A 14,434-nucleotide genomic window follows, 5' to 3' on the forward strand; every position below is an offset into this window, starting at 1 on the left:
GGAGTCATACTTCCGGCGGCGCTGCGCGCGCCGACGCGGTAGTTCGGCGAACCACACGCTGCGTTTTCGCGCCAGCGCTTGCGCGGGGCGGTACGTCGCCGTTGGGTCGCCATCATCGCAAGGTGACGACGTACTAGTGGAATTGCGCTCTTGCAATGCGCGGGCTTGGCAACTCTCGCGAAGCGCTCAAGTTCGCAGCAGCGGCGCCTCCGAAATTCCGGTGAATTCCAGCCTTTTGCCGAAGCGAAGCCGATGGCCCCACCACACAGAATGAAGCACTGGTTTGCCGGCAAACCCTTCCGGCGAGCACGGAGTGCGAGGCGGGAAGCATGACTGCTTTGTCACTCACGCCGAATGTGCGAGAACACAGATTCCAGATGCACCACTACCGCAACTGCGCGGGGGACCCGCTTAAGAGTTAGCGGTTTGAGCCGCTTTCTCTTGCCTACTTCTCTTTGCGGCGGCAAAGAGAAGTAGGTGCCGCCCCGCACAGGGGCGACGCTAACAGACCAATAAGAAATCAAGGAAAGGCCAACGCCGTAAGGGCACAACCAAAAAGCGCTGAGCATGCAGACAGATCAAGGAAAGCCCAACGCCACAGGCAAACAAACAACAAGCGCTGCGCAGGCAAAAACCCCAATCAATAAGCAATACAAACCGACTTACTCTCGGTATAAGCATCCACAATGGCCTTCCCATGCTCCCGTCCGATCCCGGACGCTTTAAACCCGCCGAACGGCATGGCCGGATCGACCATGTTGTGCGTGTTGACCCAAACGGTGCCCGCTTCGATGCCGTCAACCAGCCTCAACGCCTTATCGAGTTGATTTGTCCAGACGCTCGCGCCGAGGCCATATTCGGACGCGTTGGCCTGAATCAGCACCTCATCGACATCGTCATAAGGCATCGCCACCAGCACCGGCCCGAAAACCTCTTCCCTGACGACCGAAAGCGGCTTGCAGGCGCGATTGGCAATGACCGTCGGGCGGACAAAAAAGCCGTCCGTGTCGACGGCCGCATCGCGCGACAGGATCTCGCCGCCTTCCTGCCGGCCTTGCGCGATCATTCTCATGACCTTGTCGCGGTGCCGTGCGGAAACCATCGGTCCCATTTGCGTTGTGGCATCGAAACCGGAGCCCAATGCAATTCCATCGGCCACTGCGGCGATGCCTTGCACCACTTCGTCGTAAATCGATCGTGCGACGTACAGGCGTGAACCTGCGGTGCAGACCTGGCCGTGGTTGAAGAAAATCGCGCCGGTCGCGCCTTCGATTGCTTTCTTCGGGTCGCAATCTTCCAGCACGATTACGGGGCTCTTGCCGCCTAGTTCGAGCGAGGCCCGCTTCAGATCGTCAGCACACTGGCGGCCGATTATGCGGCCTACTTCGGTCGATCCCGTGAACGTGACTTTGTTCACCAGGGGATGTTTGACCAGCGCTGCGCCAGCGGTTTCGCCTCGGCCTGTGACAACGTTGAATACGCCCGGCGGGAAGCCGGCTTCGTGCGCCAGTTCGGCCAGACGGATCGCTGTTAACGGCGTTTCTTCAGCAGGCTTCAGCACGACGGTACAGCCGCATGCGAGCGCCGGTGCGATTTTCCAGACCGCCATCAGCAGCGGGAAATTCCACGGGACGATTGCGGCGACGACGCCCGCTGGGACTCTTTTTGTTGAGGCGTTGTAGCGGGTGCCCGGAGGGAAGGGGATCGATAGGTCGAATGTCGTGCCCTCGATTTTGGTGGCCCAGCCGGCCATGTAGCGGAGCCATTGGACGCTGCCCGAGACTTCTAGCATCTTTGAAAAGGCTAGTAGCTTTCCCTGGTTTAACGTTTCTAGTGTGGCTAGTTCGTCTGTGTGCTGTTCGACCAGGTCGGCTAGTTTTAGTAGCAGGCGTTCGCGGGTGGCCGGCGGCATTCTGCGCCAGGTGTCTGATTCGAATGCTGCTTTAGAGGTCTTGACTGCGTGGTCGATGTCGGTTTCGGATGCGTCCGGGAGGTGGGCTAGTTCTTCACCTGTGGCTGGGTTGTAGATGGGGAAGGTTTTTCCTGCGGCGCTGGTGGTTCTTTCGCCGTTGATGAACATTGTCGTCGGCAGCTTCGCGGTGTTTTTCTGTTCGGTCATTTTTGCTTCGTCTCCGTTGGGGTGAGATTGGCGGTGCAGTTCGTTTGTCGCTTTTGAGACCTGATTTGCTGCTTGTCTGTTTGCCTGCGGCGGTGGCCTTTCCTTGATTTGTTATTGGTCTATTAGCGTTGCCCCTGTGCGGGGCGGCACTTACTTTCTTTGCCGCCGCAAAGAAAGATAAGCAAAGAAAGCGGCTCACACCGCTAATTCTTAAGCGGGTCCCCCGCACAGTTGCGGTAGTGGAACATCTGGAATCCGTGCCCTCGCTCCTTCATCCCTGAGTGACAAGGCAGTCATACTTCCCGCCTCGCACTTCGTGCTCGTCGGAAAGGTCTGCCTGACGGTGGTGATGATTTAAGTGCTTTGGGAACGGCCTTTTCTCAAACCAATTGGTTGCTAACGTGCTCGCAAATATCAGATTCGCAATCGCGCTCAGCACATACAGCACCATGAATCCGTCGCCGAAAAAAAAGTAGGGTGTCGTCGATATCGTTGCTCCCAATACCATCCCAATGTGGTGTGCCGCGCCGGGGCAGGCTGCACGCATTGCGCTGCGCGATTTGCCCGATAGGTTCATGAGCGATGGAATCGTCAGGCAGTCGAGAACCAGAAACATCTTTGCCGTGAGCAGTGCAAGCATCGGACTGTCTACGGCCGCGAGCACTCCAATTAATGCCGCTCGGAGCACGTACAGCAGAATCAACATCCGGTTGTTGTTGCCAGATCGGTCGGCAATCAACGCCAACGCGCAAACAGCACCCAGCGAAAGCGCTATCTCCCACATCGGCTGTACGCCACTCATGCCGCAAATTGCATAGAGCTGGAAACGCGCGAGACTGCCGCTCGATAAGCCCGCAAGCAATGCGAGCAGCGCCGCCGCGCCAGTCGCGTGGATGGTCTTGGTCGACTCGTCCGTGTTTTGGTTTGCGTATTTGTTTCGATCGGAGTGTTCAGGTGATGAGGCCGTTGCAGGTGGCGAGACCGTTTCGCCAGCAAGGTGCCACCCGTAAAACAGCAATACGCCACCCAAGGCGATAGCCAACGCGGCTATCGCAATGCGATGTTCCAACCCGCTCAGGTACGCCGGCACGACGCCCATCGCACTCATCGTCGCGATCAGCGTCACCGCCGTCGCCAGCCTGGTGTGCTGCCTGGATAGGCGCGACATCACCAGCGGCACGATCGTCATCGTTGCCAACGCCAACGCGCTCATCCACAGCGCATTGGCTCGCTGGCCGAGGCCAGCTTGCGTTACCAGCGTGGCGGCGCCGCTCACGAGCAGCACACAGGCCGCGCCGCCCATGCTCGGAGTCAGCACACAGGCCGTGCGACTCATGCTCGCAATCAGCCCGCATGCCGGGCCGGCTGCAATCGTGGGACGTACACCTGCCGCGTCGGCTACGCATGCAGCCGCAGGCCGTGCGCCGCGCGGCGCCGGATCAGCGTTTGCAGCAGCCATGATCCGCGGACTTGCCGTCTTCAACGCTGTTCTGATCACGCTCGGACGGTAAGTCCATCGTCGGGTTGGCAGAGAAGAAGTTGTTCGGCTTGAGCATGAAGCCGGCGTATTCCACCGGCATCACCGGGAAGTCCTCGGGTTTGCACACGTGGGTGTGACCGAAGCTGTGCCACAAGACGATGTCTTCGTTCTCAATGTTGCGGTTCGCCTCGATGTAGCGCGGCAAGCCGTCGCCGCCCGCGTGCTGGTTCGGATAGTCGCCGCTCGCGTAGCGCTCGGCGGGGTCGAACGGTGTGACCCACACGTGACGCGTGGCAAAGCCACCGCGTTGGCGGACCTTCGAGTGCTCGTCGGCCAGCATCAGCGGCGAGTCGTTCACAATCAGCTTGTAGCCAGGATTCGCGCCGACAGCGTTCTTCACGTTCGGGTTGGTCACCTTCCAGTAACGTCCGGTGCGGCCGTTAGCAAGACGCGCGGCTTCGCTCTCGGTCTTGAACACGCGTTTCGTGGTGTCGAAGACGTTGCCGTACGGATTCGTTTCGCCCATCGGACGCGGCACGAATTCGTGTTCGGTCACCGTGTTGCGCTCACCGTCCACCATCATGTGCATCCGTGCATTGAAAAAGTGCTGGTGGGTGGGGCCGCCGAGGTTCTCGGTGATCATGCCACCCCACGGATATGTGTCGCCGTCCGCTACCGCCGACGTTTGCACAATGCCGGTCAGCTTGCATTCGAGTTGAATCGTGCCGTCCTGATACAGGTACCAGTAGAAGCCGTAGTCGTAGTTACCGACCGTCGCGAAGAAGGAGATCACGAGGCGTCGTGAGCGGCGCATCTCGAAGACGCCAGTGCGAAACTCGTAGTGCTTCCACAGCGTGCCGTAATCCTCTTCGTGCATGCACACGGCGTTCTTCATCAGGAACGCATTGCCAAAATCGTCGGCAGTCGGAATGTCGAAATAGCGGATCGTGCCAAGGCAATCGCAACCGAGTTCAAGTTGATTCGCCAGTTTGCCAAGGCCATATTCGCCAGCGTCGAATGCGCTCTTCCAGTAGTGATTCGTGCTCGGATCGGAGTAGGGCACGCACATCTCCGTCACGCTCGCACGGTAGATGATCGGCCGCGCCTGCTTACCGTCGTCCCATGACAGTTGATGCAGCACCAGCCCTTCGCGCGGCGTAAAACCGACCCGGAAGTTCCAGTTTTGCCAGCTCACATGCCAACCGTCGATCTTGAAGCTCGGGCCCTCGGGTTGGCTGATCGACAGCGGCTTGAGCGTGCTGCGCGGCTCGCCGAGGCTCGGCGTGTCGTAGTTGTGCTTCGCGCGCGGAATCGGAATGATGCGGCCGTCGTCCACGAGTTCGATCACGCGCTTCTCGAGCAGATCGACCACCGCCACCACGCCCTCGATCGGATGCGCGTAGCCGTTATCGGTCACGCTCTCGCGGTAGTAACTCACGCAACGCACCAGACGCCGGCCATTCTCGTTCTCGCGGTCGAAGCAGCCGGCGGAAAACGGATCCACCTGGACGTGCTCCAGGTCCTTCTCGGTCAAGCCGCGCTTCAGGACGGCAACGCGCCATGCGGGGTCGTTCTTGACGATCTGCTCAGCGTTCATGAAGTCTTCGATCATGATCGGCGGCTGGCCGTAAGGCGCCTGATCGACCGGCAGCGCGTTGCGCGAGGCGATTCTTTTCTCTCTCAGGTCCACGTTGAATTCAATGGTCGCGCCGTTCGTGCGGTCGATCGCCAGGACGAACGCTGTGCGCGAAAAATAGTCACCGGTCTTGAATGCGACCACTTCGGCCTTTGGCGGCTCACGCAACTCGACCATCGGAAAGCGCACCTGCGCGTCGAGTTTTTCAGCGGCCTTCACGAGATCGCAGGCAAGCTGCATTTCGTCCGGACTCAACGGATCGAGCGGATGAACGGGGGCGTGAGCGGCTTTCGTGGCATTCGTGTTCATAAGGTTCCCGTAAGGATTGTGCTGGACCGGACTGCGTGCCCGCGAGGCTGTGTGAAGCGCGGCGAACGCTGATTCGATGGCAACAAATCGTAAGAACCCAATATTATTTTCGCGCTTGCTTATCGCGCCAAATGAACGATAAAGTGCGCCACGAGGAATGACACTGCAACACATCAGCGAAGACTTGAGAGGAGACGCTCAGGATGAAAAAAGTCACGCTCAATGGTAGTTTCCCTATGATCCGCGGCGCGGTCATGGGGCCGATTGTGCGCGCACTCGATGCATCCGACGCCAATTGCGACGCGCTGCTCGAAGCGTTCGGCATGAGCCGGAAGCTCCTGTCGAATCCGTATGAAATCCTGCCGCTCACGCGTTATGTGGCGGCATTCGAGCGCGCCGCCGAGGTACTCGGCGAACCATCGCTCGGCTTGCGTCTGGGCAGCGAATTGCAATTGACGGAGCTCGGGCCGGCAGGGCTCGTGTTTCTATCGTCGCCGACTCTGAACGCGGCAATGATCAAGTTCACGCTTGCGCTCGCGTCGTGGCAGAACACCACGACCTGCCAGTTGCTGCGCGATGGCGAATGGCCGGTATGGACCTATCAGATCGCCAATCCGCAGATCTGGCCGCGCCAGCAGGACGCGGAATACAGCCTGTCGACCATGTGCAATATGGTCCGGATCGTGCGCGGCGCGGCATGGAATCCGGTCGAAGTGCATTTCGAACACGCCGCGCCCGCCGATCTCAAACCGTATGCACGCATTTTCCGCGTGCCGGTACGCTTTCGACAGCCTTTCAATGGCGTGATTCTGCGTCCGCTGGATCTCGACGCGCCGCTCAAGAGCGCTGATACGCAAATGGTGCGCATGATGGAGCGTCATGCCACCGATCTGATTGCGCGCGACGCGGTACCGCACAGCATCGTTGACCAGGTGCGCGATCTGGTGACGCGGCGGCTCGCGCACGAAAAGCTGATCGTCGCCGACATTGCAAAAGATCTCGGTCTCTCGCATCGCTCGTTGCAACGGCATCTGGCCGAGGCGGGCACCTCCGTGCGGCAGATCGTGCGCGAAGAGCGGCAGCGTGGCGTGGAAGGGCTGCTTGAACGCGAAGGGCTCACCCATGCGGCGATCGCTCGCGCCGTGGGTTACGCCGATGCAACCGTGTTGTGGCGCGCCACGCGCAACTGGAAAAAACAATAAAAGGCACTGACGCGACTAACGCTTTCATTCTGAAAGCACGCGAAAGCGCAATCGTCACATCAGAAAACTTCCGTTTCCTAAGTATTCGCTGCGAGCCGCCTTGCCTGGCGTGCTCGCGACAACAAAAATAGAGACCACGATGAATGAACCCTACTCTCCGGCCGGTCTGTTCGACGCGGAAAATCCTGTGGAATTGAAGGGCAATACGCTGGGCCTGTGGCAGATCGTGTTTCTCGTGATCTCAGCGGCCGCGCCCCTTACCGGCATGCTCGGCGCGGTGCCGCCCGCGATCAGTCTGGGCAATGGCGCAGGCATTCCGGGCGCGTTCGTGATTGCCGGCGTCGTACTGCTGATTTTCAGCGTGGGCTTCGCGTCGATGAGCCGGCACGTGGTGCGCGCCGGCGCGTTTTACGCGTACATTACCGCCGGACTCGGACGGCCGTTGGGCATGGCCGGCGCACTCGTCGCGCTGATGTCGTACACCTTAATCCAGATCGCGCTGTACGGGTTGTTTGGATTTTTCTGCACGGTGATTCTCTCTCCACTACTGCACATCGCGATGCCTTGGTATGGCTATGCGCTGATCTGCGTGGCGGTGGTGCAGTTCACCGGCATCCGCGGTATCGATCTGAATAGCCGACTGCTCGGCGTGTTGATGTGTCTCGAACTGGGCATTCTGCTGCTGCTCGCGATTGCCATCGTCGTGCATGGCGGTGGACCGAACGGCCTGACGCTCGCCCCGTTTTCGCCAGCGCACGTGTTCAGCGGCCACCTTGGCATTGCAGTGATGTTCGCCTTCGCGTCGTTTATCGGTTTTGAAGCAACGGCGATTTATGGCAAGGAATGCCGTGATCCGAAGGTGACCGTGCCGCGCGCGACGTATGTGTCGGTGGTGCTGATTCTCGTGTTTTTTGCTTTCGTCACGTGGACGATTGTCTGCGCGTACGGACTGAACGGCGTGGTCGCGGTCGCGACGAAGCAGCCGGGCGACTTCTGGTTCATTCAATCCGGCAAGTATCTGGGCGGTGCGGTAACGACGGTGATGAGCTTCCTGCTGCTCAGCAGTATCTTCGCGAGTCTGCTGTCGTTTCATAACACGCTGCTGCGCTATATCCACGCTCTAAGCCTGGAGGGCATCCTGCCGCAAGCGCTCAAGCGGGTGCACGACAAATACCGTTCGCCGTATGTGGCGAGCTATCTGCAGACACTCTCCGTGTGCATCCTGCTCGGGTTTTTCAGCGCGGCAGGCAGCGATGTGTTCAACATCGTATTCAGCTGGAGTTCGGCGCTCGGCACGATCGGTATCGTGATGCTGCAAGCCGTGACGAGTTTCTCCGTGATCGCGTTTTTCCGCAAGACGCGCAAGGACACTCGCCTGTGGCACGCGTTCTTCGCGCCTCTGGTGGGTGGCATCGGCTTGCTGTATATCGGCGTGATTCTGGTGCGCAATCTCGATGCGCTCAGCGGCTCCGATAGCCCGATCGTCAAGTCTTTCCCCTGGATCGTATTCGGGGTGGCGCTCTGTGGCGTGGTGATCGGTCTCATTCTGCGCAAGAAGCGGCCGGATATCTACGCGCGCTTCGGGCAGTAATCGAACGGCGGAGCCAATCCCGCATGGCGAGCCACGCAAGGGGCCACGCGGGAAAAAACGCTAATCTGCGACGCGTTTGTCAGCCAGCGCATTCTGGCAATCCGCCAGAACCTGCCTGACCAACCGGGCTTGAGGGTCAAGCTCGTCTGTGTCGAGAATCTCCTCGACCGCATCCCGCGCCCAATCGGCATCGACAAACCTCGCGTGCCGCTGCGCAATCTCCAGTGCGGTTGCCGATAACCTGGCGATACTCAGCCAGTCTGCCTCCCGCGACCGATGGTCGAGCCACTTATGGGCGGCCTGCACGTGAAACGCCGCGTCAGGCCAGTCCTCGTTGAGGTAATAAGCGCCAAGGCAGCCGCATGTGAGCCAGCACAACAGCTCCAAACGGTCCCGTGGACTCAGATGATGGCGTACATCACTCATGGCGACGCTCGCTGCTGTAATTTGCGTTCCGGTGAGGACGGCAGGCCGTCCCCCGCTTCGTTACACAATATCACGCAGAATTCACGAGCGGCAATGCCTGACTGACCCTGGCGACGCCGGCGCCACAAACACCACACGGAAGGAGCGGGCAACCGGCAGCCGCGCCGGCCTCCGCTAGCGCGTAGCGACGATAAACAGCCGCGGGAACGGCAGCAGCACGGTGCCGTCAGCCAAGGCGGGATAAGCCTGCGCGATCGCGTTCCGGTAGCGTTCCAGGAAGGCGCCTTCCTCACTGTCGTCGAGCTCGGCGAGGAACGGTCTCAGTGCGCTGCCCTTGAACCATTCGACCACCGCGTCCGCGCCGCCCGCCAGCGGGTGATAGTAGACGGTGCGCCACACGTCGACCCGCGCGCACAGCGGCTTGAGCAGCGAGTAGTACCAGTCGGCGCTGTAGCGCATGGTGCGCTCCACCCCCTTGAGTTTGTTGGCCCAGGGGCCGTCCGCCGCGATTTCGCGCAGCAGACGGTGCGCGGGTTCGTCGAGGTTGTCCGGCATTTGCACGGCAAGGTTGCCGCCCGGCGCGAGTTTCTTCACCAGCGAGGGAAACAGCTGCTCGTGATTCGGCACCCACTGCAGTACGGCATTGGCGAGGATCAGGTCGTAAGGGCCGGGCGCATCCCACGTCTCAATGTCGCTCACCTCGAACTGGAATTGCGGCAGGCGCTTCTTGGCCGCCGCGATCATGTCGGCGGAACTGTCCATCCCGCTGACCGCCGCGCCGGGCAGGCGGGCCGCCAGCGCCTCGGTGGAATTGCCGGGGCCGCAGCCGATGTCCACTGCCACCCGCACGTCCGTTGCCGGAACTGCCGCCAGCAGATCCCTGACCGGACGCGTGCGCTCGTTTTCGAACATCACGTACTGCTTCGCAACCCAATTCGTCGATGAAGTCATCTCTCGCTCCTTTTTGCTGGCCGCTGGGCCGTGTTTGCCGACATCCGCTCACGGTGTGCGGTGTCAAACCGATCCAATGCGCTCATTTTGTGCGGTGGTGAGGGCGGAGTAAAATGAATTTATCATTCCAATTCCTTCATTTTTCTAATGAAAATCGACACGCTCGGCGTCCAGGCGTTTGTAGCGATTGCGGATCGCGGCAGCTTTCAAGGCGCCGCCGATTCGCTGCACGTCACGCAAACGGCCATTACGCAACGCTTGCGTAAGCTCGAAACGTTTCTCGGCGTCACGCTGATCGAGCGGACCACCCGTTCCATGGCGCTGACGGAAATAGGGCGCAGTTTTCTGCCGCAGGCGCGCCGTTTGTTGGGCGAGCTTGCCGATGCGCTGGTGGAGATTCGCGAGACGGGTGTGGCCCGTCGCGGCGATGTGTCGATCGCCTGCGTGCCGACGGTGGGCGTGCAGTATCTGCCGCGCATTCTGCAGGCCTATGCCGCGCGTTATCCGCATAACCGCATCAAGATTCTCGATCACGCGTCGTCCGCGGTGGAGGAGGCGGTGCTGCGCCGGGAGGTGGAGTTCGGCATCAATATCGCCGGCGAGCATCATCCCGATCTCGCCAGCTTGCCGTTGACGGAAGACCGCTACGTGCTGATTTGCCATGAGGATCATCCGCTGGCGAAGCGGCGGCGCATCGCCTGGCCGCAACTGCAACCGTATCCGCTGATTTTTGCCGGCGAGGTCAGCGGTAATCGCGCGTTGCTCGATGTCGCACTGGAAAAGAGCGAATTGGCGCTGCGCTCGTTTTATGAAGTGCAACGCAGTTCGACTGCTGTCGGCCTGGTCGCTCAGGGGGTGGGTGCGGCCGTCGTGCCGGCGCTCGCCATTCAGAAGGGCGCGTATCCGGCGGTTCGCACCGTGGAACTCACGCATCCGGTGATCTCGCGCACGCTCGTTCTGGTGGCGCGCAAGACCGCTCAGTTGTCGCCGGCGGCGCAGGCGCTCTACGACATGATTCTCGAACAGGCGACGCTGAAAGGGTGACCCCTACAGACACTGCGCGCGCAAACAACTCGCCGCATGACTCAGATCATGCTCGATCGCGCGTCGCACGCCGGCCGCGTCACGCGCCTTCGCCGCGTTCAGCAACTCGTCGTGGGCATCGTTGAGCGTGCCGGCAAACTGCGCGTCGCCAAACAACAGATTCGAAATCGGCCCGACCTGCAGCCACACCGTTTCGATCAATTCGAGCAAAAGCGGTGAGCCAGCGGCGCGGTACAGAATCAGATGGAACGCTTCGTTGGCATCGAGATAGCCCTTGGCGTCGACAGTCCGCAGGGCACGCACCATTTCCTCGTTCAGTTTGTCCAGCGTGTCCAGATCGTGCACGCTGAGATGCGGGACGCCCAGTTCGGCGGCCTGGCCTTCGAGAATCAGGCGCACGCGCAGCACATCGTCGAATTGTTCTTTCGACAGACGCGGCACGGTCACGCCGCAATTGGGCACGTTCACCAGCGCCGATTCGGCCGCGAGGCGCTGCAAGGCGGAGCGCACCGGCATCTCGCCGACGCCGAGTTCGGCCGCGACGTGACGGATCTTGATGCGCTCGCCCGGCACGAAGCGCCCGATCGTCAGCCATTGCCGCAGCGTTTCGTAGGTCTGGTCCTGCAGCGTGTGATGGCGCGAAGTTTTCATAAAGCTCGGTGCTGGGGCCGGGGCCGAAAAAAGCTGAAAGAAGACTGCAAAAAGGCCGCTAGTTTAGCGCCGGCCACGCGCGACCAACCTCGATCACCGGCGAGCTGAAAACGCTCAGGTCAGTTCGGCAAGGCAGGCGTCGAACGAGGAAACCAGTTTCTCGACGTCGGCCGCCGACGTGTCAGGACACACCAGGATCATGTTGTGAAACGGCGTGATCAACACGCCGCGATTGAGCAGGTACAGGTGCACGATCTGCTCCAGATCCGGGTCGAGCTGGCGGCCGGCTTCGGCGCCGTTGCGCGGCGGTGTCGGCGTGAACTGGAATTCGGTGCGGGCGCCAACGCGCGTCACGCACCACGCGAGGCCATGGCGCTCGATTGCACTTTTCAGGCCGGTCTCGATCCGCTCGGCGAGCGCGAACATGTGATCGTAGGCGGTATCGGTCATCACTTCGGCGAGCGTTGCGCGGATCGCGCTCATCGCCAGCATGTTCGCCGTGAGGGTGGTGCCGATGCCGGAGTGGCCGGGTGGTGCGCTGCGTTTGGCGTGCTGCGCGCGGGCCGCCAGTTCGGCGCTGAAACCGTACACCGCGCACGGAAAACCCCCGCCCACCGGTTTGCCGAGAATGAACAGGTCGGGTTCGAGGCCGTACGCCGTCGAGTAACCACCCGGCCCGCAACTGATGGTGTGGGTTTCGTCGATGGCGAGCAGCGTGCCGTAGCGGCGCATAAGCGCTTGTGCTTGCCGCCAGTAGTCCGGTTCGGGCAGCACCATGCCGATGTTGGTCATCGCCGGTTCGGCCAGCACACAGGCGACGTCGCCATCTTTCAGCGCATTTTCCAGCGCGGCAAGATCGTTGAATTCGATCACGCGCGTGGTCTCGAGCAGGTCGTGCACCTGGCCGATCAGGCTGTCGCGCTGTTGCGGCTTGCCGTCGACGAGATCGACGAACACGTCGTCCACGGTGCCGTGATAGCAGCCGTTGAAAATCACGATCTGTTTGCGTCCGGTCGCCGCGCGCGCCCAGCGCAACGCAAAACGGTTGGCGTCGCTCGCCGTCATCGCGAACTGCCAGTAGGGTAGCCCGAAACGCCGCGCCAGTTCTTCGCCGACCCAGGCGGCATCCTCGCCCGGCAGCATGGTTGTCAAGCCGCGCTCAGCCTGGGCAGCCAGCGCGCGGGCCACGGGGGCGGGCGAGTGGCCAAACATCGCGCCCGTGTCGCCGAGGCAGAAGTCCGCGTAGCGATGACCGTCCACGTCGGTAAACGAGGCGCCGCGCGCTTGATCGACATAGAGCGAGAAGGGCGTCGACCAGTCGTTCATCCAGTGCAACGGCACGCCGAACAACAGGTGACGCGCGGCACGTTCGGATAGCGCGCGAGATGTCGGCATGGCTTCTGCAAACGCGCGGCGTTCACGTTCGACGAGCGCTTGCGCGCGCTCCCAGTTGATGCCGTGACGAGTATTCAAATCCAGCTTCTCCAATGATGTTTCCATAAGCCGCTCGCGCTCAGACGAGCAGTTGCAGGTGCTCGCGTTCCCACGCGGTAATGCCTTGCGAGAAGGTCTCGAACTCTTTTTCCTTTACTGCGCAATAGGCTTGCACGAACTTGTCGCCGAGCACATCCGCGAGTTCGGTGCATTTCAGGAGCGCCTTGAGCGCATCTTCGAGACCGCGCGGCAGTTCGTATTCGAGGTCGTAGGCGCTTTCGACCATCGGCGCCGATGCTTCCTGCTGCTCCACCATGCCCAGATAACCGCAGGCGAGGGTGGCCGCCATCGCCAGATACGGATTGACGTCGACACCCGGCACGCGGTTTTCGAGCCGCCGTCCGTCCGGCCCGGAATTCGGCACGCGGATGCCGCAGGTGCGGTTGTCGTAACCCCAGCGCACATTGATCGGTGCGGCAGTGAAGCGTGACAGACGCCGGTAGGAATTCACGTAGGGGGCGAACATCGGCATGGCTTTCGGCATGTACTTCTGCAGACCGCCGATATAGTTGAAAAACAGCGGGCTCGCCGTCCCGTCGGGCAGTGAAAAGATGTTCTCGCCGGTTTTGTGATCGACAATGCTCTGATGAATATGCATCGCGCTGCCAGGCTCATGCTCCATCGGCTTGGCCATGAACGTCGCGAAAATGCCATGACGGTAGGCGGTTTCGCGCACCGCGCGCTTGAACAGAAACACGCGGTCGGCGAGATCGAGCGCGTCGCCGTGAGAAAAATTGATTTCCATTTGCCCCGCGCCGACTTCATGCACGAGCGTTTCGACGCCGAGATGCGTGGTCTCGCAGAAACGCGACAGGTCCTGGAAGAACGGATCGAATTCGTTGACGGCGTCGATCGAGAACGACTGGCGGCCGGCTTCGCTGCGCCCCGCGCGGCCGAGCGGCGGGCGCAGCGGTTCATGGGGATTCTTGTTCTGCGCGATCAGGTAGAACTCCATCTCCGGCGCGACCACGGGACGCCAGCCTTTTTCCTCATAGAGCTTCAGCACCCGCCGCAACACCGCGCGGGGCGAAATGCCGATCGGCTTGCCGTCGAGTCCGACGCAATCGTGGATCACGACCGCGACCTGCTCGATGGCCCACGGTACCAGTCGCACCGTGTTTGGATCCGGGATGCAAACCATGTCAGGATCGCTCGGCCCGACAAAGCGCTCGAAATCCGCGAACTCGCCGTTGACAGTGATCATCAGGAGCGCGTTCGACATGTGCATCTTGCCTTCCGAGAGAAACAGGTTCTTCGGCACGATCTTGCCGCGCGCGACGCCCGTCATGTCCGGTATCACGCATTCCACTTCATGGATGTGGTGATGTTCCAGGAATTCACGCAGGTCGTCGCGTAGGTCGCTTTGCAAGGTTGACTCCAGTCGGTTGATGAAGACGGCGCGACGCGCGGCTGCAAACCTTGCGCGACGCGCTGCCTGTTCGGGAAAGCTGGACGTTTTGCATCATGAGATTTGATCAAATCATGACACGGATTTTTCCTTTTGGGAAATTTGATCAAATATCATCGATTC

At 60.9% G+C, this 14,434-nt stretch carries 11 protein-coding genes; 3 read left to right on the plus strand and 8 right to left on the minus strand.

Annotated features, from left to right (window positions below; genetic code table 11):
- Positions 1–640: 640 nt before the first annotated feature.
- The 3 genes from styD to GNZ12_RS10040 all read right to left on the minus strand — a co-directional run bounded on the left by styD (position 641) and on the right by GNZ12_RS10040 (position 5,544).
- A complete protein-coding gene (styD, locus tag GNZ12_RS10030) occupies positions 641–2,119 on the minus strand; it encodes a phenylacetaldehyde dehydrogenase StyD (protein WP_172310195.1) in 1,479 nt (492 codons plus the stop codon).
- Between the two features lie 271 nt (positions 2,120–2,390).
- Complete coding sequence (locus tag GNZ12_RS10035) at positions 2,391–3,404, minus strand: hypothetical protein (RefSeq protein ID WP_172310196.1); 1,014 nt, start codon at positions 3,402–3,404, stop codon at positions 2,391–2,393.
- Positions 3,405–3,558: 154 nt separating this feature from the next.
- Complete coding sequence (locus GNZ12_RS10040; protein ID WP_172310197.1) at positions 3,559–5,544, minus strand: primary-amine oxidase; 1,986 nt, start codon at positions 5,542–5,544, stop codon at positions 3,559–3,561.
- A gap of 203 nt (positions 5,545–5,747) precedes the next feature.
- On the opposite strand from GNZ12_RS10040, the gene GNZ12_RS10045 reads away from it, so the two are divergent.
- Complete coding sequence (locus tag GNZ12_RS10045; protein ID WP_172310198.1) at positions 5,748–6,746, plus strand: AraC family transcriptional regulator; 999 nt, start codon at positions 5,748–5,750, stop codon at positions 6,744–6,746.
- A 139-nt stretch (positions 6,747–6,885) separates the two neighbouring features.
- The gene (locus GNZ12_RS10050) at positions 6,886–8,337 is read left to right on the plus strand and encodes an APC family permease (protein ID WP_172310199.1); all 1,452 of its coding nucleotides are present in this window, start codon (positions 6,886–6,888) and stop codon (positions 8,335–8,337) included.
- 60 nt (positions 8,338–8,397) lie between these two features.
- Here the strand turns inward: GNZ12_RS10050 and GNZ12_RS10055 are convergent, their stop codons facing one another.
- The gene (locus GNZ12_RS10055) at positions 8,398–8,763 is read right to left on the minus strand and encodes a hypothetical protein (protein WP_172310200.1); all 366 of its coding nucleotides are present in this window, start codon (positions 8,761–8,763) and stop codon (positions 8,398–8,400) included.
- Between the two features lie 174 nt (positions 8,764–8,937).
- The gene (gene tam, locus GNZ12_RS10060) at positions 8,938–9,714 is read right to left on the minus strand and encodes a trans-aconitate 2-methyltransferase (RefSeq protein WP_172310201.1); all 777 of its coding nucleotides are present in this window, start codon (positions 9,712–9,714) and stop codon (positions 8,938–8,940) included.
- Positions 9,715–9,861: 147 nt separating this feature from the next.
- Between tam and GNZ12_RS10065 the strand changes: the two genes are divergently transcribed.
- Positions 9,862–10,758 carry a LysR family transcriptional regulator gene (locus GNZ12_RS10065; RefSeq protein ID WP_172310202.1) on the plus strand — a complete coding sequence of 299 codons (897 nt, stop codon included), beginning with the start codon at positions 9,862–9,864 and terminating at the stop codon, positions 10,756–10,758.
- 3 nt (positions 10,759–10,761) lie between these two features.
- Here GNZ12_RS10065 and GNZ12_RS10070 read toward each other — a convergent pair whose 3' ends face one another.
- The 3 genes from GNZ12_RS10070 to GNZ12_RS10080 form a co-directional block, all read right to left on the minus strand.
- Positions 10,762–11,409 (minus strand): GntR family transcriptional regulator, encoded by a 648-nt coding sequence (locus tag GNZ12_RS10070; protein WP_172310203.1) that lies wholly within the window; start codon positions 11,407–11,409, stop codon positions 10,762–10,764.
- Positions 11,410–11,523: 114 nt separating this feature from the next.
- A complete protein-coding gene (locus GNZ12_RS10075; RefSeq protein ID WP_172310226.1) occupies positions 11,524–12,882 on the minus strand; it encodes an aspartate aminotransferase family protein in 1,359 nt (452 codons plus the stop codon).
- A 40-nt stretch (positions 12,883–12,922) separates the two neighbouring features.
- Positions 12,923–14,272 carry a glutamine synthetase family protein gene (locus GNZ12_RS10080; protein WP_172310204.1) on the minus strand — a complete coding sequence of 450 codons (1,350 nt, stop codon included), beginning with the start codon at positions 14,270–14,272 and terminating at the stop codon, positions 12,923–12,925.
- Between the last annotated feature and the right edge of the window lie 162 nt (positions 14,273–14,434).

Origin of the sequence: Paraburkholderia solitsugae, assembly GCF_013177695.1 — a bacterium.
Taxonomy (GTDB): Bacteria; Pseudomonadota; Gammaproteobacteria; order Burkholderiales; family Burkholderiaceae; genus Paraburkholderia; species Paraburkholderia solitsugae.

What these genes read in the sequence shown, in the direction of transcription:
- GNZ12_RS10045 (WP_172310198.1), top strand. Translation starts at nt 5,748, where the DNA reads ATGAAAAAAGTCACGCTCAATGGTAGTTTCCCTATGATCCGCGGCGCG.
- styD (WP_172310195.1), bottom strand. Translation starts at nt 2,119, where the DNA reads ATGACCGAACAGAAAAACACCGCGAAGCTGCCGACGACAATGTTCATC.
- GNZ12_RS10065 (WP_172310202.1), top strand. Translation starts at nt 9,862, where the DNA reads ATGAAAATCGACACGCTCGGCGTCCAGGCGTTTGTAGCGATTGCGGAT.
- GNZ12_RS10040 (WP_172310197.1), bottom strand. Translation starts at nt 5,544, where the DNA reads ATGAACACGAATGCCACGAAAGCCGCTCACGCCCCCGTTCATCCGCTC.
- GNZ12_RS10070 (WP_172310203.1), bottom strand. Translation starts at nt 11,409, where the DNA reads ATGAAAACTTCGCGCCATCACACGCTGCAGGACCAGACCTACGAAACG.
- GNZ12_RS10050 (WP_172310199.1), top strand. Translation starts at nt 6,886, where the DNA reads ATGAATGAACCCTACTCTCCGGCCGGTCTGTTCGACGCGGAAAATCCT.
- GNZ12_RS10055 (WP_172310200.1), bottom strand. Translation starts at nt 8,763, where the DNA reads ATGAGTGATGTACGCCATCATCTGAGTCCACGGGACCGTTTGGAGCTG.
- tam (WP_172310201.1), bottom strand. Translation starts at nt 9,714, where the DNA reads ATGACTTCATCGACGAATTGGGTTGCGAAGCAGTACGTGATGTTCGAA.